The sequence below is a fragment of the Dyadobacter sp. BE31 genome (assembly GCF_031457695.1).
GTDB lineage: Bacteria > Bacteroidota > Bacteroidia > Cytophagales > Spirosomataceae > Dyadobacter.
In genome coordinates this window covers 894,919-913,255 of sequence record NZ_JAVDXA010000001.1, presented here as the reverse complement: position 1 = coordinate 913,255, position 18,337 = coordinate 894,919, and the positions used below count along the sequence as shown (strand labels likewise).

The following is an 18,337-nucleotide window of genomic DNA, read 5'->3' as shown; positions in this document are numbered from 1 at the left end:
TAAAATAGCGGGGTACAGATTTTGCGTAGAATTCAGCTAAATTTGTGCCGAGCGACTCCGCTTATTCAATGAAACAGTGACTATGATAAAAGTGAGCGTGTGTGTAGTCACCTACAACCACGAAAAATTTGTAGCAAAAATGCTGGATTCGATCCTGATGCAGCAGACTACATTTGATTTCGAGATTATTGTAGGAGATGATTTTTCCAAAGACAACACCCGGGCGATATTAACCGAATACCAGCAGCGTTTCCCCGATAAGATAAGGCTATTGTTGCACCTGAAAAACATGGGCCTGAACGGAAAGTTCAATGCGCTGGCGACCTTTGCCGCTGCCAGAGGCGAATATATCGCCCAGTTTGACGGCGACGATTATTTACTTGTCCCCGACAAGCTGCAAAAGCAGGTTGAAATGATGGATGCCAATCCGCATTATTCGGCGTGTTTCCACAATGCGAGGGTCATATACGACGACAATTCGGCCCCTCCGCACCTGGTCAACTGGATTAATAAAAAAGAATTCACGGTGGACGACCTCATCGGCGAGGACGAGCTTTGCTTCATCGCGACGTCGAGCCTGATGTTCCGGACCGAGGATTTTGCCAAAAATCCGGACCCGGAATGGACGAACCTATCTACGAGCGGCGATATTCCCCGCAACATCATGCTGGCAACGCGCGGGCCGATCGGCTATATCGACGAGGTGATGTCGGTGTACCGGAAGCAACGCGGCGGTGCGAGTTTCGCGGATAACCATTACGGGAAGGATTTTCTTTTCAATCGCATTGAAATGTATTCCAATATCGACAAGGAATTGAAATACAAATACCACGACCGGCTCACGAAGAATATCGCGACGTACTATTATAAAATGCTGTTTTCGAGAGAGTATGGCGACACTTACTGGCCGCGCGTCAAATATGCGGTGAAGTACCTTTCGATGGCCGAGCCATCGCCGGAGCGGAAGAAAGAGGTGATCCGTGATTTCATCATTCCGCCGTTTTTTATGAAAATATACAGCTTTTTCGCGCTGAATCTCTATAACCTGAAAAGCAAGCTGTCGGGGTAGGGCTGATAGCAGCAAAAAGGGCCGGTTCGATTGAGCCGGCCCTTTTTGTTTTAAAACAGCTTCTCTTTCGGAGGCGTAGCACCCTTCATGCGAATGTAAGGGGTGGTTTGGCCGCGGTGGTGAGTCTGGTGTTCGAAAGCCTTTTCAAATGCAGTTCCGGCTGTCATATCCATCCCGAACACTTTGACATCCTTCGCAAGATCGGCGTCGGTCATGCCTTTCAATGCTGCGATCACGAAATCGTAGCTTTCCATCACACCTTTGGTTACGGCAGCTTTCGACTGATCGGCTCTTTTTTCAAGAGAACCCTCCGGTTTCGCCTTGCCGGTCGCGGATGACACAAACAGGTAGTTGGCGTCCCCAAGGTGGTCCATTTGCGCTGCAAACGAACGGATTTCAGGGGTAGGTTTCAATGCATAACCATCTTCGGGCATCGCATCCAGGTATTCTTTGGTGTATTCTTTTGCCCGTTCCCAATCTTTAATGTATTTGGCCGTCATGGTTTGTGCGGATGCAACTTTGCCCGCCACTAAAAGCATACAGATAATAGCGATTTTTTTCATTCGATTTTTGTGTTTGGTGGTTGATAAATTTTCGCGAAAGGTAACGGTAAGGAATGCGATTGTCAACATGGGAATCAAATATTTAAGTAATGGTAATGTGCCGAAGAGTGACATCTGATTGGGGCTGAGTTTCAAGAAAATCGTGCTGTAATCGTGGAGGTTAGGCGGGTTATTATTTTATTTACCATCCACAGCCATTTACGTAAAGGATCGCTATGCCCGGAACTTCCGAAGAACGTGCGCAGAAATACCTCAATCTCGGCCACAGTGAGGCCGAGAACCACGCGAAAACTCAACTAGAACTCTATGAAAAGCGGGTGGAACAAACGTCCTCGGTCACCAATGTCATCTCCGAGTTCTTCAAAACCAACCTGATCGGCTTTGCCTGGCATTACCTGCGCAGCCGGTTTGGCGCGAGGCATCCTTACCAAGCCTACCCGCGTAACGACGACACGGGCATTTACCCGCTGCAGTCTTCTATCGCTTCGAGGGATGAAATCAGCATTGCATTGCTTTCGGATTGGGCCAGCGATACGGCCGAATCCGATGCGGTAGCGAATCTGGTAGCACGCCATGCACCCGATTACACCGTGCATATGGGCGACATTTATTTTGTAGGAACGCCCAAAGAAGTGGAAGAGAACTTTACGGCTCCCTATGCTTCCTGGTATTATGGCGCTTCGGGCAGTCTGGCGCTTTCGGGAAATCATGAAATGTATTCCAACGGCAATGCATTCTTCCAGCACCTGCTTCCCGCGATGTACGCGCAGGTGGGCGATGTGCGCAAGACGCAGCAGGCCGGCTTTTTCTGTCTGGAAAATGAGCATTGGCGTATTATCGGTATCGATACAGGCTATACTTCGGTAGGCAGGCCTTTCTTTGAAATACTGTCTCCACCCGATTGCCATTTGCGGAAAGAGCAGGTAGCATGGCTGCGCGATGTGGTTAAGCTCGGTGACCCGCTGGATACACGCGGTATCGTGATCCTGAGCCACCACCCTTATATATCGGCATTCCGCGAAGAATATATCCGCCCGGGCGAGCAGTTGCAAAAGCTCATGGGCGATGCGCAACGACCGGTTGTCTGGATCTGGGGGCACGACCATCGCATGGTAGCCTACCGCTTCGACCGGAATGGCAAGGGGCCGCAGGCATACGGGCGCTGTATCGGGCATGGCGGCCTTCCGGTAGAAATCAGGCCGCCTGATGCGGGAGAATTGTATAAAATTGATTACTACGACACACGGGTGAGGAAGGAAATCAAGGGCCGTGCGCTGGGCTATAATGGGTTTGTGCGGCTGCTACTGCGGAATGAAAAGCTCGTGGCCGAGTACCGCGACCTGGAAGATACCTGTGTGATGGAAGAAAGTTGGATCGTAAACAAAGCGGACGGCCAACTCGAATGGGAGGTGGTTAATGTCCTTCCCGAGCTGGCCGTCCGTTGAATATGATCATGCCCATGCGGGCGTGGTGTCAATGATGATCGTCGTGGCTGTGGTCTTTGTAAAACGCTGCGAAAGTCACAACCAGACCGATGGTGCCAAGGATGAACACGAACAGGTCGCCAAATACTGCCAGGATGATAAAAAGGATAATAAACGCTGCGATGTAAGCGAAGGTTGGCAGCGAAGTAGACTCGGTATGCGATGTTTCAGACATATTCGGAATGTATTAATAGCTTTCGATGCTGCGAAAATAATAAATCGGGGTTAAGTTTCTCGCATTCACCTGTATTTTTTAGTCCTGTTTCAGCAATCTGTTTTGCTACGCGGCGGTCGTGCAGATTTCGGGATTTGGCTGCATTTTGCTGATTATCAGTGGCTAATTGTACTATTTAAACAAAGTGCATAGTGTTGGGTATTTTCGTGGTATCCTGCTAAGAATGGAAATGGCTATTTAAATAACTTTCAAGAGGCTCTGTATTTGGTAGTTGAATACTATTTTGGTATAAATTATTTTTGAGGTATCGATTTTCGAAATTATGTTCTGTAAATCGATGATTTAATGAAATAGAAATATTTTAATAAACCTAGCACCTCACTCCTATGAAAATCCTTTCCACTTTCGTGCTTGCCTTTTTATGCAACGCCTTTGCTGCCCGCGCTCAAACGGTAACAAATGCCGAACCTGACGCCTACTTCGCCGATTTTTATGTGATGCAGGTCAAACCGATGCAATTCGAGCTGAGTTACAAATACCCCAAAACGGACCGCGTGCTGGTGCGGATCAAAGACGAAGAGCAGAACGTTATTTTTGTCGAGAAGACGCTTATTTACAAGCGTTACCATAAGAATTTCGACTTGTCGGTGATGAAAGATGGCGAATACACTTTCGAATTGACAGACGGCAATGAGAAGTTTGTACAGACTTTCGTAGTAGCGACGAGAACGCAGCGTATGGCTACGGCCTTGTAGGTTGTTCGTTATTCCAAAATCCATACTTTTGTTTTAGTAATCGGTTGCCGTCTTTCTCGCGTTCGGGAATGCGGGTTTTGCCTCTAAAACAATTGCCAATGCCCTATATTATCGGTTGTGATATCGGCACAACAAACGTCAAATCTGTCGCCTTCGATACCGTTTCAGGAACAATCCTCGCTTCGCACAGTGAAAGTTATGAAATGCAGCACCCGCGGCCCGATTGGAGCGAGCAGGATCCGGAAGAGATTTTCCAGGCTGCCTGCAAGACTTTGAAAAAGGTTACCGAGAAATGCAGGCACCACGGCGAACCCGTCGGGATCAGTTTCAGCGCCGCGATGCATGGGGTACTGGCTCTCGACAAAGACGGCAGGCAACTTACTAACCTCATTATTTGGGCCGATAACCGCAGTGCCGACGTCGCGATCAAGCTGCGGGGATCACAGGTTGGCAAGAAGATCTACAACCATAACGGTACGCCCATTCATGCCATGGCCCCCGTGTGCAAGTTGTTGTGGATGAAGAAAAACGAGCCGGAGATCTATCGTAAGACGAGTAAGTTCATCGGTGTGAAAGAGTACATCGTATACAGGCTCACCGGTGAGTTCCTGGTAGATTATTCCATTGCCTCCGCCACCGGCATGTTCAATATCCGTGAACTGCAATGGGATGGCTATACATTGAAAAAATTGGGGCTGAAAGTTGAAAAGCTGCCCACGGCAGTATCGCCATATCACATTGTAAAGCTCCCGAAAGGCAATCCTGCCAAATTACGGGAGGGTACGCCGCTGATCATGGGCGCGAGCGACGGCTGCCTGGCCAACCTCGGCAGCGGGGCGATCAGGACGGGCTCGATGGCCGTCACGATCGGTACCAGCGCGGCCGTGCGCATATGCTCCGGCAAGCCATTCTCCGATCCGCTGATGCAGACATTCTGTTATGTATTGGATGAAAAGACGTACATCGTCGGCGGGCCGTCCAATAACGGTGCGGTCATTTTTGAATGGCTTATGAATACCTTCTTTCCAACGGATGAGTATGAGGCGGTTTTCAAAGAAGCCGAAGGCATTAAGCCCGGGTCGGAGGGACTGCTATTCTATCCCTATTTGCTCGGCGAGCGTGCGCCGCTCTGGAGTTCTTCTGTTCGGGGAGGCTTCTCGGGCCTCGACATCACGCATACACGGGCGCATTTCGCGCGGGCGGTCATGGAAGGGATTCTGCTGAACCTTTACAGCATTGGTAAAATACTCATGGAAATGCAGGGTATCGATACGATCTATGCCAATGGCGGTTTTGCGCGCAGTGCTACCTGGGTACAAATGCTTTCCGATGTTTTTGGGAAAACGGTAAAACTGAATGAGACCGTCGAAACAGGTGCAGTAGGTGCTGCTATGATGGGATTGAAGGCGCTCGGCGTTGTCAGTGATTTTTCGGAACTGACGGCATTTACACAGGTAGGGAAGGAGTTTGCCGCGCACAAAAACACGCACGAACAATATGATGCCCTCGGCAGAAAGTTCAGCAAAGGGGCTAAATTGATGATGGCCCACGCGGTATAGTCAACAAAAAAGGCCTCCCGCTGGGAAGCCTCTTTGTATTGATCTAACTATCCTATTAAAACTTGTAAGTAACGCTCAAACGATAATTTCTTGGAGGATCGGCCTGCCAGTAGTAGGCTTTCAACCAATCGTAATAACCGCCGCTGTACAGGTACTTGTCCAGAATATTGAACACGTTCGCTGTGAGGCGGATGTTGTCTTTCTCCCAGAACAGACCGCCATCCAGTTTGAAATAATCAGGCTGGTTAAGACTACTATTAGTTGACGACCAGTTAGTGGTAGCACGGCCTGCCAGATAAGTGAAACCCGCAGAGATACCGGCGTTTTTCAACGAGCCGTGTTGTACTTTATAGCTCAACCAGGCATTGGTTGTGTGCTTGGCATACCCGGGAATTAAATCGCCTACTTTCATATCGGTTACCCCCTCGGCCACTTTCGTAACTTCGGAAATCGTGTAAGCGTAGTTAGCTGTCAGGTTAAGTCCGTTGATGATCGTACCGCGAAGGTCGAATTCAACACCTTGGGCTCTTTTTTGGCCTAGTACCATGCTTAGTCCCGAGTTTGGATTGGTGGGATCACCTGTGAGCTCGTTGTTTTTCAAAATTCGGTAGAATGCGAGCGTGGTATTCCAGTGGCCTTCCGCCCAGTCGCGTTTTACGCCTATCTCGGTATTGTTTCCTGTAACCGGTTTCACCTTGCCGCCGCCGATCAACCGGCCTGCTTGCGGGATGAATGCCTGGTCGTACAATGCATACAATGAGGTATTCTTCGTTAGTGAGAGGCTCAGGCCCACACGCGGAGTGAAGTGCTTTGCCTCCTGGTCAGCGCCGCCGTATGCCGATTGCTTCACATACGTGTAACGGCCAGCCAATGTCAGGCGGACGCGGTTATCGAGGAAGCCCAGTTCGTCCTGCAAGTAGAGGCCAGTATAATTCTGATCCTGTAAACCTCCGCCTGCTGCCGCACGGGATTCAAGGGGCATGGAGCGATCGAATTGGGGGTAACCCAATACCGGTGTGCCATAATAGGGGTTTTTAGGGTCAAATTCAGCACCTGCGGAGTCGAGCGCGATAGATTGCGACCAGTCGGCGAAGTAATGCTTGCTACCAATATCAATCCCCCCGAGAATGCGGTGTCTTACCGCGCCGGTTTTCACATCGCCATTGACAAACACCTGTCCGAGCGTCATTTCGCTCTTGGCATCCCATAGTCCCACGGCCCGGATCAAAGTACCATCAGGGTTTACCACGTTGGGCCACATGCTGCTGCCTTGCTGGTTGTAATTGAAATAGCCAACCTGTGCGGTCAGTTTCCAGTCGGGGTTGAGCTGGTGCTGCAAATTCACAAACACACTCTGGTCGTTGATCCTGGTAGGAGCAATGCCGGGAGCCATGGTCGTGAAATCGCGCGGCAGCGTAGCGTAGCCATCGGGAGAGAACACATAGAAGGACCCTACGTTCGACATTTTCGCATATTGCAGCGTGTATTCAGCTGTCAGTTTCGTCTTCTCGTCGATTTGGTAAGAAATGACCGGAGCAATGCTGTAACGGTTGTTGTATTCATAGGGACGGAAAGAACCTTTGTTTTGCGCCGCTACATTGAGACGATAGAGGAACTTGCTATCCTTGCTCAATTTGCCATCGAGGTCGAGGGTGGCGCGGTAGAGGCCGAAGCTGCCTACATTGAAGCCCACTTCACCTTTGGTCTGACCGGTAGGTTTTTTGGTAACCACATTGTACAAACCGCTCGGATCGCCATTCGCAAGCATAAAGCCAGCCGGACCTTTTACGAATTCGATGTGATCGACGAAGCTCATATCCTCTGTCAATGGACCCCAGTAGGAGTTCACCACATTGAAGCCATTGCGGAATGCCTGGATTTGAGAGCCGCGCATGCTGATATTGGCATACATATCGCCCCAGTGTTCCAGACGGACCGCACCGCTGACGTTGCGGATCAGGCCGTCGCTCATGCTGATCACCTGTTGGTCGGCCAGTACTTTTGAGGTAACAACCTGCACGTTCTGAGGGGTTTCCAGGATCGGCGTGAGCAGTTTCATGCTGGATGAAAACTGGTCCGATTTGTAGGTAGTACCGCTCTTAACGATCACTTCCTGCAATTCGTTGGCGCTTTCGGACAGCGTGAAAGAAACGCTCACCGTTTCACCGGCAGCTACTTCCACATCCTTTTCCAGAGTGGCAAGTCCCACGAAGCTCACCAGCAATGTATAGCTTCCGGGTTTGATTCTTTCAATTGTGAATTTTCCTTGATTGTCCGAGACGGCACCGCGGGCAGATCCCTTTATTCCGACCGAAACTTGCTCGGCTGGTTGTCCATCCGAGCTGAGTATCTGTCCTGATATTCTGCCGTTTTGCGCAAATGCGGAAACGCTTATCAGCAGTAATAGGAAGAAAATATAAAATCTTTTCATTTATCTAAAATTGGACTAAATAGTTAACGAGCCGCAAATATCCGTCGGTAATTCTTACGAGGCAAGATTTTATTTAGATTTATTTAAAATAGTAGTTAACGGATTGTTACATAATGATTTTAGTCATAAAAAAGCCGCATTGTCCAACGGACAATGCGGCTGCATGCGGTTTGAAATGTTGCTGCTATTTTTCCTCGGCCGGTTTTACGGCTTCCACCATTTTCACGGTGATCATCTTTTTATCCGATGAATTGCCCCAGGAGTTCATGATGTAATTCATCACATCGGCGATCTGCTCGTTGGCTAGTCCTGGTTCGGGCATCATGTTGTCGTAGGATACGCCATTCACCGTCACTTTTCCGATCAACCCGAACTTGATCGCCTGGATCGCATTCTCGGGTGTTTTCATCAGGTAATCCGATTTGGCGAGCGGCGGGAAAGTGGCGGTAATGCCCTCGCCCGTGCCCATATGGCAGGAAATGCAGTTTTCGGAGTAAACCATTTTACCGCGTTCGATGCTTTTCGCAAGTTCATCGTCCTGGCCGGGAGATACCGCCGTGCAGAAGACCGCGGCTGAGAGTAATGTTAGTAATAGTTTCATGGTGATGTTTGGGTTAAGATAGTGCGAAGCTCCTGCTGCGCACACACTATTTGCAGGCCTCTGGCCGGTCTTGCATACCTGACCGGCCGGAGGCCTGCGAATATGCGGCACGAAGTGGGAGCATCGCACCATTTGTTATTTCGTGAGCGAGAAAGGAACCGCTTCCGGTTTCGTACCCCAGCTTTTCGAAGGCTTGCCGCTCAGATCGAATTGTACGTTTCCGCCTTTCTGAATATCTGCGTGTTCAAGGTAAGTCTTGTCGTAGGCCTTGCCATTCAGCTTCGCGCCCTGGATGTACAGATTGCTTTCGCTGCTCGCCGGTGCCTCGACGGTGAATTTCTTGCCGTCTTCCATCGTCAGCGTCGCTTTTTTGAACAGCGGTGAACCGATTACATATTGCGTGGTACCTGGTGTGACTGGATAGAAGCCCAGCGAAGAGAATACGTACCAGGCGGAAGTCTGGCCGTTGTCTTCGTCGCCGCAGTAGCCGTCCGGCGTTGCCTGGTAGAGGCGCTTCATTACCTGACGTGTCCAGTATTGTGCCTTATCGGGTGCTCCTGCGTAGTTGTACAGGTAAATCATGTGTTGGATCGGCTGGTTGCCGTGAGCATAGTTACCCATGTTCATGATCTGCATTTCGCGGATTTCGTGGATCGGGAAACCGTAGTAGCTGTCGTCGAATACCGGAGGCAATGTGAAGACCGTATCGAGTTTTTGTACAAATGCCTCACGGCCGCCCACGAGGTTGATCAGCCCCTTCACATCCTGGAACACCGACCAGGTGTAGTGAATGCTGTTTCCCTCCGTGAATGCATCGCCCCATTTGAATGGATTGAATGGCGATTGGAACTTGCCGTCCTTGTTCTTGCCGCGCATCCATTTGGTCTCGGGGTCGAACAGGTTTTTGTAGTTCTGGCTTCTTTTCAAATACAAATCCACTTCCGATTGCGGCTTTTTCAGCTCTTTCGCCAATTGTGCGATACAGAAATCCGCATAGGCGTATTCCAGCGTGCGGGCTGCATTTTCATTGATTTTGACATCGTAAGGAACATACCCGAGTTCATTGTAGTACTCATGTCCGAAACGGCCCACCGAGCTAACCGGGCCTGCATTCTGCGTGTTTTTCAGAATAGCCTCATAGAGTTTGTTGATATCATAGCCGCGGATACCCTTAATATACGAGTCGGCGATGAGTGAAGCGGAGTTCGATCCGATCATACAGTCACGGTGGCCGGGGCTGGCCCATTCGGGCAGGAAGCCGCTTTCGTCATATGCATTGGCGAGGCCCTCCATGATGTGCGCGTTCAATGTCGGGTACATCAGCGTGAAGAATGGGAACACCGCGCGGAAAGTATCCCAGAAACCGTTGTCGGTGAACATGTAGCCTGGACGTACCTCGCCATTGTAAGGGCTGTAATGCACGACCTTGTTGGCCTTATCCATTTCGTAGAACTTGCGTGGGAACAGCAGCACGCGGTAGAGGCATGAATAGAAAGTGCGGATCTGGTCGATATTGTCGCCTTCCACTTTAATGCGGGAAAGTTCGGTGTTCCACGCCTGTTCGCCTTTCGCTTTGGTAGCGTCAAAAGAATCATTGCCCAGCTCGCGTTGGAGGTTCAGGTCGGCCTGCTCGGGGCTGATAAAAGAGGATGCCACTTTGATACCTACCTGCTCGCCTCTTTTGGTTTTGAAACCGACAACCGCACCTACGTGCGCAGCGCTAAGTTCCAGCGTATCCTTTGCAAGCGTTTTACCGTGGAATGCGGAGGAGAATGTGAATGGTTTATCAAAAACCAAAACAAAGTAGTTCTTGAAGTTGGCTGGTACGCCGCCGCTGTTTTTGGTAGTATAACCAATGATTTTGCGCTCCTTAGGAAGGACTTTTACATAAGAACCCCTGTCGAATGCGTCCAACAGTACGTAGGAGGTATCTGCTTTCGGGAAGGTAATGCGGAATTGGGCAGCTCGTTCGGTCGGCGCGATTTCCGTGGTAACGTCGTAATCCGCCAGGTATACCTTATAATAGTGCGGTTTGACGGTCTCGGCCTTGTGCGAGAACCAGCTGGCGCGGCTTTCTTCGTCGATTTTCAGCTTACCGGTAATCGGCATGATCGCGAACTGGCCGTAGTCGTTGATCCAGGGGCTCGGCTGGTGGGTTTGCTTGAAACCGCGGATCTTCTCGGCGTCGTACATGTAGGCCCATCCGTCGCCCATTTTGCCGGTTTGTGGCATCCAGAAGTTCATTCCCCAGGGCAAGGCAATGGCCGGATAGGTGTTACCGGCCGATAAACTGAATTTCGACTGCGTACCCATCAGCGGGTTCACATAGTCGACCAGATTGGCGGTACCTTGCCCGTAGGATAATTGCAGCGAGGCAATAACGGTAAAAAGGCAGGACAGGAGTTTTTTCATGTTGGGGATAATTCTTTTTTATATTGGTTTCGGATTTTATAAATGCAGGGACAAAAGTAATCGAAGGGCAGAGAACAAAAAGTAATGGGGCCAAAGATTTACCAACGGCAGGTTTTCTGCCATTTTGTACCGGCATAATTCTTTTTAACGTTAGGTTTTGAATCCATAGCAATCAACATGACAGAACACCTTAACCGCCTTACACCGCGTCAGATCGTTTTCGAGCTCGACCAATATATCATCGGACAAAATGACGCAAAACGCAATGTGGCGATCGCCCTGCGGAACCGGTGGAGGCGCATGAACAGTCCGGAGGACATTCAGCGGGAGATTATCCCGAACAACATATTAATGATAGGAGCTACCGGGGTGGGTAAAACCGAAATCGCCCGCCGGCTGGCCAAGATCGCTGATGCGCCATTTGTGAAAGTGGAGGCTTCCAAATTTACGGAAGTCGGCTACGTGGGCCGCGACGTCGAAAGCATGGTTCGCGACCTTGTGGAGCAGGCGGTAGGCATGGTGCGGATGCAGAAGAAGGAAGAAGTGAAAATCAAGGCTGAGCAGGCCGTGGAAGACATTATCCTCGATGCATTGATCCCGCCGGTTCACGGTTCGGGGGCGGTGAAGCCTGTCGCTGACAACGGTTCCGAGGAGATGCCCCAGAGCGATGCCGAACTCAACCAGCGCACCCGCGAGCGTTTTCGCGAGAAAATCCGTAATGGTGAGCTCGATAGCCGGAAAATCGAAATTGAAGTGCAGCAAAACCAGGTGCCCAATGTGGGCATGATCGGCGGCGCGGTAGATGACGTTTCGATGATGAATATCCAGGAGATGATTGGCAATATGATGCCACGCCGGGGTAAAAAGCGCAAGGTAACCGTTGAGGAGGCACGCAAGCTGCTTTTGGACGAGGAAGCGTCGAAGCTGATCGATATGGACGAGGTGAAGCTCGAAGCCATTAAGAAGGCTGAAAACCTGGGGATCATATTTATCGATGAGATCGACAAAGTAGCATCCAGCCGTTCCGGTGGAAGCGGCCCCGACGTAAGCCGTGAAGGTGTGCAGCGCGACTTGCTGCCGATTGTGGAGGGAAGTGCCGTAAATACCAAGCATGGAGTGATCCAGACGGACCACATTCTCTTCATCGCCGCCGGTGCGTTCCACGTCTCCAAGCCGTCCGACCTCATTCCCGAGCTACAAGGCCGCTTTCCGATCCGCGTCGAGCTCAACAGCCTCACAGAAAGTGATTTTTACCAAATCCTGAAAGCGCCAAAGAATGCATTGACGAAGCAATACGCTGCGATGATGGAATCCGAAGGTGTAGAGCTGGAATTTGAAGACGGTGCATTACGCGAAATCGCCCGCATTGCATTTGAAGTAAACAGCGAAGTCGAAAATATAGGCGCCCGTCGTCTTCAGACCGTCATGAGCTCGCTCCTGAACGACTTCATGTTCGACATCCCGGATGTTATCGGCGACGGCTCTCAAATTTCCATTACCGCCGAAATGGTGCAGGAAAGGCTGTCAGCGCTGGTGAAGAATCGCGATTTGAGCCAGTATATTCTTTAAAGGAAAAAAGGAAGAAGGAGGATGGAGGAAAGGGAGGATGGATTTTTTGAAATTCCATTGTCCCTTTCCTCCTTCCTCCCATTCCACCTCTTTTCAAAACTCGGTTAGAAACTCGCTTCCGGATAGTATTGGGATTGACCTGAAAGGGTGCATTATTTTGAGATCTGCGTCACCCGTTACAATGCAGGCGGCTCCGCAGGTTATCGCGAGTTCGAGAATGATGTTGTCTTTTCTGTCCCGGCAATCACCGACTGTGATGGTTGGGGTAAACATCAAGGCATTTTCGATGATTTTGCGCAGAATGGCCTGTCTTTTTTCTTCGGACAAATATTTGTCGAGCTTCTTACGATAGATCACATTCATGTACTCTGAGAGTAGCGGCTCGCTTAGCGCGATATTGCCGACTTGAAGAATTTTGTCAAAGACCTGTGCGCTCGTAGAACCTTCGATTAGTTGAGCGCTGATGAACACGTTTGTGTCTATGACAATGAGTGGTTTACTCATCCCTGATAATGTTATCCAGCTCCTCCTGGGTAAGGCCGGCCGATGACATTTCAGATCTTAAAGATTGAAGGAACGAGATATAATCCAGAGTTGAGTCTTTGATAAGCTCGTGGGCAAGGGATACGTTGATTTTGTAGCGAATAGCCTCCCTAGCCGCTTCCGGCGCATTGCGCCAAGCCTCAGCCACACGGTCGTCTACTTCAATCACAATCGTTTCCATATCATTTGAGCTTAATCAAAGATACGAAAATTTAAGTTAAGGAGGAAAGGGAGGAAGGAGGAAGGGGAGGATGGAGTTGTAATTCCATTCTCCCTTTCCTCCCTCCTCCCTTTCCTCCCTTTTTTTAATAAAACAACCATTCAAAAGCCTTAGGAAACTCCTGGCTCCATTGTTTTTCGGCGTGTTCGCCTCGGGCGTCTACTGAAGACTTGATTTTTACGCGGCTGTAACCGAAGCTTTGTGTTTCGAGTGTTTCCTGAAGTTTCGTGACGTTCGGGATCATATGGGCGCCTTCCTTGCCGCCAGCGTAAAGGTAAATGCGCGTTTCGAACGGCTCGAAGAAATGCACGGCGTCGAAGTAAATCTTCTCCGAGATCCACAATGCCGGAGAAAATACCAGAAACTTGCTGAATGTCTGCGGGAACATCAGCGCCGCATAAGCGCTTAACAACCCGCCGACCGAACTTCCGCCGATGCCGGTATTCAACCTGTCAGACTTTGTACGGTACTTTTCGTCGATGTGCTTTTTAAGCGGTCCGGCGATAAATTGCATGAACTTGGCACCATAACCCTTGCCCAGTTTGGCATTATCGTATGGCGAAAGCTCCTGCACACGATCCTCTTCACCGTGGTCGATTGCTACGATGATCACACCGGCTTTATGGTCTTTCGCAAGCTTTGCGAGGCTTTTGTCTATTTCCCAGTTGCCATATTCCGAACCTTCACCAAAGAGATTCTGGCCGTCGGTCATGTAAAGGACCGGGTAGCGCTGGTCGGGATTTTCGTAGTAGTCGTGCGGGAGCAGCACGCGCACGCGGCGGGTACGGCTGAACTGCGTGATTTCAAATGCTTCCGAAACCGTTTCAACAAGCGGTGAAAGGTCTTTTTTTGTCGAAATGTCAGATTGCCAACGGATTACATTGTCTTTGACGAGCGTCTCGCCGGCTTTGATGAACCGGTTGCCGTAAGGTCGGCCGGCGCGGTCGAGTTCCACCTGGTTCCAGCCGCCGCGGGTATATTTATATTCGATCGGATCGGGCAACTCAGCGTCCTCGGGGAATTGAAAACGGTAGTTACCCGGACTTACAATTGTCATGCGGTACTCTTCCAGATCGGGAAGCCACTTGCAAAAATTGCCTGTGATGAAGACCGGACGATTATCGAAAGGTACTGTGCTTAGTTCAATGGTAAGGGTGTCAACTTCTACTTGCATTCTACTCTTGTACTTTCATTGAGTCACTATGGGTTACGAGGGGTACAAAAGTACTTATTTATCAGCTTTTTTAATATAATTAATGAATTCAAATGGAAAAAAATGACGCTCGTCAGGCTCGTGGAGGACTCTTTCGGTCTCAGTCCAGGCGTCTGGGTTTTCAATTTCGAAAAAAGTGTCGCCTTCGATTTCAGTATGTACCCTGGTGAGGTAAATGTGGGTAGCAATGTCTTGCGACTGTCGGTAAATCTCGCCGCCGCCGACAATGCAGGCTTCCTTTTCGTCAATTTCTTTCGCTTTTTTTAGTGCCTCTTCCAGGGAGTGTACAACGATAACTCCTTCAAATGCGAAATCGGCACTCCTGGTGATCACAATGGACGTCCGTCCCGGCAGCGGTTTTCCGATCGACTCAAACGTTTTCCGGCCCATGATCATCGGATGTCCTAATGTAAGTTGTTTAAACCGTTTCAGATCGTCCGGCAACCGCCAGAGGAGCTGGTTATCCTTACCGATCGCCCCATTTTCCGCGGCGGCTACGATGATTGAAATATGCATGTGATGGTAAATGTTTTTGCAAAGATGGGTCGAAATGTGGGTCTGGGGAAGCTTTCCTGGGTTGTTTTTGCATCTCTGACAGGATTGCCGGTGCAATATGCCATTGATAATGCTACCAATGTTACATCGCCGACTCGATTTCTAGTCGCACTGACAATCATCAGCACGACAATCAATGCCGTCAGGCATGTAATATCGGTAGAAAACCGTTGTCGTATGATGTCCGGGGAATGCCCTTGGGCATGTAACGACAATGCATTGCTTTTGCGCCGTTGTTGCATCCCTGAGGGGATTTGGCGATCGCCACGACATTCTGCATCTACCAATGTTACATCGCTAACGCGATTTTGCGGTTTCTTGCCACGATGACAATCATGCATTGACAATTAATTCCGTCAGGCATGTAATATCGGTAGCAAACCGTTGTCGTATGACGCCCGGGGAATGCCGTTGGGCATGTAATGACAATGCATTGCGTTGGCACTGTTGTTGCATCCCTGACGGGATTTTGGAAACGCACAATGCTTGGCGTTTCTACCAATATTACATCGCTAACGCGATTTTACTCCGGGGACTTAAAAATGTAACGTTCGTCGTATTCAATTTCGAATTTTTTGAGAAACGACAAATACTCCTGCCGGAACGTCAATTTTCGATGATGCTCTTTCTGTGTCTGAATGTAGTTGACCAAATTCGGTACCTGCGATTTGGAATAAGAAAATACTCCACACCCAGCCTGCCATTCAAACCGACTGCCGCAAAACCGATTGCCATTAATCCATTGCGACGAATCAGCCTTGACGTCCTGCATTAAATCGGCGATAGACTGGGTGGTACGAAAGCCTATCAGCATGTGCACATGATCACTCATCCCATTAATCGCAATCATTTTGTGTTGACGGGCTTCAACGATGCCGGTAATGTATTTATACAAAGACGTTTCCCAGCTATTGCAAATCAGCGCTTGCCGGAATTTGGGCGCAAAAATGAAATGCAGGTGAACCTGCGAATACGTGTTAGCCATGATATAGTTGTGTGTAAAAGTGTGTAAATGAAATGCCGGGTATATTTACAATTTATACCCCCTCAAAAAATCCCCAATTGCCATCCGTTTCTTCCCTTCAATCTGCAACTCCTCAATGGCCAGCCAACCATCGCCGGTCTTGAAATGCAGGTAGGATTTGCCGTCAGACCGGTATTCGCCAGGCAGGGCGTCGTCGGCCGATTCAGCAACTTTTGTTTTAAATACCTTACAAGAAAGCCCATTCAGGGTTGTCCATGCAGCTGGGTACGGCGAGAGGCCTCTTACAAAGTTGTGGATTTCGATGGCAGGCTTGTTCCAATCAATTTCGCAGGTTTCGCGGAAGATTTTCGGGGCGGCTTTAATGTCCTCGGGCTCCGATTGGGGTTCCTGCGGGTAGTTGCCTTCTTCGATGGCGTGTACGGTTTTCACAACCAGGTTCGCGCCCTTGCGCATGAGGCGCTCGTATAACGTGCCGGCATTGTCGTCTGGCGAAATGGGCTCCTTGTCCTGGAAGATGATCTTCCCGGTGTCGATGTCCTTTTCGATGAAGAATGTGGTGACGCCGCTTTCGGTTTCGCCGTTGATGATGGCCCAGTTGATGGGCGCCGCGCCGCGGTACTGGGGCAGGAGCGAGCTGTGCAGGTTGAATGTGCCTTTCGAAGGCATGCTCCATACCACTTCCGGCAGCATCCGGAACGCCACTACCACCTGCAAATCGGCGTCGTAGGATTTCAGCTCTTCGAGGAAGGCTGGGTTCTTCAATTTTTCGGGCTGCAATACGGGGATACCCTGTGATTCTGCGTATATTTTGACAGGTGAAGCCGTTTGCTTTTGCCCCCTGCCCGCTGGCTTATCGGGAACGGTCACAACGGCCACAACATTAGAATTGCTTTCGACCAGACTTTGTAAACTTGGGACGGCAAATTCGGGCGTCCCCATAAAAATAATTCTCAGCGGATTTGACATATCAGATGGCGCTTTTGGATAAAAATGGTGCTACCATTCACAAATATTGTTAATTTTGTCGTTCTTAACAGAAAATTATGGTGAACACAAAATCATATATCAACCGAAAAGAAAAGGTCTTCTAGCCTTCTACGAGAGTTTCGTTAACTCTGTAGAGCGGTCTTTGAGCCGTTCTTTTTTTTTATGCAGAATTTCAAAAATTAAAAGACTTATAAACAAAATAAAGGTCATGGCTAAAATTTCATACTATACGGAAGAAGGACTTACCAAGCTGAGGAACGAGCTGAATGAGATGAAAACCAAAGGCCGCACGGAGATTGCACGACAAATTGCAGAAGCGCGGGACAAAGGTGATTTAAGTGAAAATGCAGAATACGACGCGGCCAAGGACGCGCAGGGCATGCACGAAATGAAAATCGCCAAACTGGAAGAAATCCTGTCGAATGCACGCGTGATCGACGAGTCGACGATGGATACCTCACAGGTTTCGGTCCTTTCGAAGGTAAAGATCAAAAACCGTAAGAATGGAATGGAAGTGACCTACACGCTGGTGTCGGAAGAAGAGGCTGATTTGAAAGCCGGCAAAATTTCCGTAGGCTCGCCGATCGGCAAGGGGCTTTTGGGTAAAAAAGTGGGTGAAACGACAGAAATAAAGGTTCCTGCCGGCATGATGGAGTTTGAAGTGCTCGATATCAGCCGTTTCAGCGGGGAGTAATCTTTGACGGATATAATAGGTTGGGTTGTGGAACAAGCTGTTTCGCAACCCAACTTTTTTGTGGAGATTTGTTATGACCGCCGACCACCGACCGCCGATCGCTTGTTTGCGATATTAAAAACCATGTGATCGGCCGTCGGCCGTCAGTGGTCGGCGGTCACTTAGCAAATCCTAACCCAACACCACACCACTATGCGCATCAAAGGTTTCCTGCTCAATGTACCCTCCCTGCGAGTCGACGGAATGGCGCTGTTTCCATTCATTTTGTCGAAGCGGAAGGCCCCTTCGGAGGTCTTTCTCAATCACGAGCGCATTCATTTGAAGCAACAGCTTGAAATGGGGCTGGTTATCTTCTATGCGTGGTATTTGATAGAATATTTAATCCGATTCGTACAATTCAGGAACCATTATTTAGCCTATCTTCATATTTCGTTTGAAAAGGAAGCCTACACCCACGAGCACGACCTCGGTTATCTGCGGAAGCGGCGTTTCTGTGCCTGGTGGAAGTACCTTTGAGAATGC

The 18,337-nt window shown here is 49.5% G+C and carries 18 protein-coding genes; 7 read left to right on the top strand and 11 right to left on the bottom strand.

The window, feature by feature from the left end; translation table 11 throughout:
• Positions 1-82: 82 nt before the first annotated feature.
• Entirely contained in the window at positions 83-1,069 is a 987-nt protein-coding gene (locus tag J2Y43_RS03835) for a glycosyltransferase family 2 protein (protein WP_309981180.1), read from the top strand.
• 50 nt (positions 1,070-1,119) lie between these two features.
• On the opposite strand, the gene J2Y43_RS03830 is transcribed toward J2Y43_RS03835, so the two are convergent.
• A complete protein-coding gene (locus J2Y43_RS03830) occupies positions 1,120-1,632 on the bottom strand; it encodes a DinB family protein (RefSeq protein WP_309981181.1) in 513 nt (170 codons plus the stop codon).
• A gap of 215 nt (positions 1,633-1,847) precedes the next feature.
• Between J2Y43_RS03830 and J2Y43_RS03825 the strand changes: the two genes are divergently transcribed.
• Positions 1,848-3,077: a metallophosphoesterase gene (locus J2Y43_RS03825; RefSeq protein WP_309981182.1), complete on the top strand. Its 1,230-nt coding sequence runs from the start codon at positions 1,848-1,850 to the stop codon at positions 3,075-3,077.
• Between the two features lie 28 nt (positions 3,078-3,105).
• Here the strand turns inward: J2Y43_RS03825 and J2Y43_RS03820 are convergent, their stop codons facing one another.
• Complete coding sequence (locus J2Y43_RS03820; protein ID WP_106599721.1) at positions 3,106-3,291, bottom strand: hypothetical protein; 186 nt, start codon at positions 3,289-3,291, stop codon at positions 3,106-3,108.
• A 386-nt stretch (positions 3,292-3,677) separates the two neighbouring features.
• Between J2Y43_RS03820 and J2Y43_RS03815 the strand changes: the two genes are divergently transcribed.
• Positions 3,678-4,046, top strand: a complete 369-nt coding sequence (locus tag J2Y43_RS03815; protein WP_309981183.1) for a hypothetical protein — start codon at positions 3,678-3,680, stop codon at positions 4,044-4,046.
• 98 nt (positions 4,047-4,144) lie between these two features.
• Positions 4,145-5,605 (top strand): gluconokinase, encoded by a 1,461-nt coding sequence (locus J2Y43_RS03810; protein WP_309981184.1) that lies wholly within the window; start codon positions 4,145-4,147, stop codon positions 5,603-5,605.
• A 55-nt stretch (positions 5,606-5,660) separates the two neighbouring features.
• On the opposite strand, the gene J2Y43_RS03805 is transcribed toward J2Y43_RS03810, so the two are convergent.
• The 3 genes from J2Y43_RS03805 to J2Y43_RS03795 form a co-directional block, all read right to left on the bottom strand.
• Positions 5,661-8,036: a TonB-dependent receptor gene (locus J2Y43_RS03805; RefSeq protein ID WP_309981185.1), complete on the bottom strand. Its 2,376-nt coding sequence runs from the start codon at positions 8,034-8,036 to the stop codon at positions 5,661-5,663.
• 184 nt (positions 8,037-8,220) lie between these two features.
• Complete coding sequence (locus tag J2Y43_RS03800) at positions 8,221-8,637, bottom strand: cytochrome c (RefSeq protein ID WP_309981186.1); 417 nt, start codon at positions 8,635-8,637, stop codon at positions 8,221-8,223.
• 135 nt (positions 8,638-8,772) lie between these two features.
• On the bottom strand, positions 8,773-11,049 hold the full coding sequence (locus J2Y43_RS03795; RefSeq protein WP_309981187.1) for a GH92 family glycosyl hydrolase: 2,277 nt from the start codon (positions 11,047-11,049) through the stop codon (positions 8,773-8,775).
• Between the two features lie 177 nt (positions 11,050-11,226).
• On the opposite strand from J2Y43_RS03795, the gene hslU reads away from it, so the two are divergent.
• A complete protein-coding gene (gene hslU, locus J2Y43_RS03790; RefSeq protein ID WP_309981188.1) occupies positions 11,227-12,618 on the top strand; it encodes an ATP-dependent protease ATPase subunit HslU in 1,392 nt (463 codons plus the stop codon).
• 93 nt (positions 12,619-12,711) lie between these two features.
• On the opposite strand, the gene J2Y43_RS03785 is transcribed toward hslU, so the two are convergent.
• The 6 genes from J2Y43_RS03785 to fmt form a co-directional block, all read right to left on the bottom strand.
• Complete coding sequence (locus tag J2Y43_RS03785) at positions 12,712-13,122, bottom strand: putative toxin-antitoxin system toxin component, PIN family (RefSeq protein ID WP_309981189.1); 411 nt, start codon at positions 13,120-13,122, stop codon at positions 12,712-12,714.
• Positions 13,115-13,342 carry a hypothetical protein gene (locus tag J2Y43_RS03780; RefSeq protein ID WP_309981190.1) on the bottom strand — a complete coding sequence of 76 codons (228 nt, stop codon included), beginning with the start codon at positions 13,340-13,342 and terminating at the stop codon, positions 13,115-13,117. The genes J2Y43_RS03785 and J2Y43_RS03780 overlap by 8 nt, the downstream gene beginning before the upstream one ends.
• 124 nt (positions 13,343-13,466) lie before the next feature.
• On the bottom strand, positions 13,467-14,555 hold the full coding sequence (locus J2Y43_RS03775) for an alpha/beta hydrolase-fold protein (RefSeq protein WP_309981191.1): 1,089 nt from the start codon (positions 14,553-14,555) through the stop codon (positions 13,467-13,469).
• A gap of 54 nt (positions 14,556-14,609) precedes the next feature.
• Positions 14,610-15,110, bottom strand: coding sequence for a dihydrofolate reductase (locus J2Y43_RS03770; protein ID WP_309981192.1), 501 nt, complete (start codon positions 15,108-15,110; stop codon positions 14,610-14,612).
• Between the two features lie 562 nt (positions 15,111-15,672).
• Positions 15,673-16,134: an IS200/IS605 family transposase gene (gene tnpA / locus J2Y43_RS03765; protein ID WP_309981193.1), complete on the bottom strand. Its 462-nt coding sequence runs from the start codon at positions 16,132-16,134 to the stop codon at positions 15,673-15,675.
• 45 nt (positions 16,135-16,179) lie between these two features.
• Positions 16,180-17,100, bottom strand: coding sequence for a methionyl-tRNA formyltransferase (fmt, locus tag J2Y43_RS03760; RefSeq protein WP_309981194.1), 921 nt, complete (start codon positions 17,098-17,100; stop codon positions 16,180-16,182).
• Between the two features lie 229 nt (positions 17,101-17,329).
• Between fmt and greA the strand changes: the two genes are divergently transcribed.
• The gene (gene greA / locus J2Y43_RS03755) at positions 17,330-17,815 is read left to right on the top strand and encodes a transcription elongation factor GreA (RefSeq protein ID WP_106596207.1); all 486 of its coding nucleotides are present in this window, start codon (positions 17,330-17,332) and stop codon (positions 17,813-17,815) included.
• Between the two features lie 192 nt (positions 17,816-18,007).
• The gene (locus J2Y43_RS03750; RefSeq protein WP_309981195.1) at positions 18,008-18,331 is read left to right on the top strand and encodes a hypothetical protein; all 324 of its coding nucleotides are present in this window, start codon (positions 18,008-18,010) and stop codon (positions 18,329-18,331) included.
• The last annotated feature ends 6 nt before the right edge of the window (positions 18,332-18,337 follow it).

Bases quoted from the DNA above. Each gene is read 5' to 3' on its own strand.
- J2Y43_RS03835 (WP_309981180.1), top strand. From the start codon at position 83: ATGATAAAAGTGAGCGTGTGTGTAGTCACCTACAACCACGAAAAATTT.
- J2Y43_RS03830 (WP_309981181.1), bottom strand. From the start codon at position 1,632: ATGAAAAAAATCGCTATTATCTGTATGCTTTTAGTGGCGGGCAAAGTT.
- J2Y43_RS03825 (WP_309981182.1), top strand. From the start codon at position 1,848: ATGCCCGGAACTTCCGAAGAACGTGCGCAGAAATACCTCAATCTCGGC.
- J2Y43_RS03820 (WP_106599721.1), bottom strand. From the start codon at position 3,291: ATGTCTGAAACATCGCATACCGAGTCTACTTCGCTGCCAACCTTCGCT.
- J2Y43_RS03815 (WP_309981183.1), top strand. From the start codon at position 3,678: ATGAAAATCCTTTCCACTTTCGTGCTTGCCTTTTTATGCAACGCCTTT.
- J2Y43_RS03810 (WP_309981184.1), top strand. From the start codon at position 4,145: ATGCCCTATATTATCGGTTGTGATATCGGCACAACAAACGTCAAATCT.
- J2Y43_RS03805 (WP_309981185.1), bottom strand. From the start codon at position 8,036: ATGAAAAGATTTTATATTTTCTTCCTATTACTGCTGATAAGCGTTTCC.
- J2Y43_RS03800 (WP_309981186.1), bottom strand. From the start codon at position 8,637: ATGAAACTATTACTAACATTACTCTCAGCCGCGGTCTTCTGCACGGCG.
- J2Y43_RS03795 (WP_309981187.1), bottom strand. From the start codon at position 11,049: ATGAAAAAACTCCTGTCCTGCCTTTTTACCGTTATTGCCTCGCTGCAA.
- hslU (WP_309981188.1), top strand. From the start codon at position 11,227: ATGACAGAACACCTTAACCGCCTTACACCGCGTCAGATCGTTTTCGAG.
- J2Y43_RS03785 (WP_309981189.1), bottom strand. From the start codon at position 13,122: ATGAGTAAACCACTCATTGTCATAGACACAAACGTGTTCATCAGCGCT.
- J2Y43_RS03780 (WP_309981190.1), bottom strand. From the start codon at position 13,342: ATGGAAACGATTGTGATTGAAGTAGACGACCGTGTGGCTGAGGCTTGG.
- J2Y43_RS03775 (WP_309981191.1), bottom strand. From the start codon at position 14,555: ATGCAAGTAGAAGTTGACACCCTTACCATTGAACTAAGCACAGTACCT.
- J2Y43_RS03770 (WP_309981192.1), bottom strand. From the start codon at position 15,110: ATGCATATTTCAATCATCGTAGCCGCCGCGGAAAATGGGGCGATCGGT.
- tnpA (WP_309981193.1), bottom strand. From the start codon at position 16,134: ATGGCTAACACGTATTCGCAGGTTCACCTGCATTTCATTTTTGCGCCC.
- fmt (WP_309981194.1), bottom strand. From the start codon at position 17,100: ATGTCAAATCCGCTGAGAATTATTTTTATGGGGACGCCCGAATTTGCC.
- greA (WP_106596207.1), top strand. From the start codon at position 17,330: ATGGCTAAAATTTCATACTATACGGAAGAAGGACTTACCAAGCTGAGG.
- J2Y43_RS03750 (WP_309981195.1), top strand. From the start codon at position 18,008: ATGCGCATCAAAGGTTTCCTGCTCAATGTACCCTCCCTGCGAGTCGAC.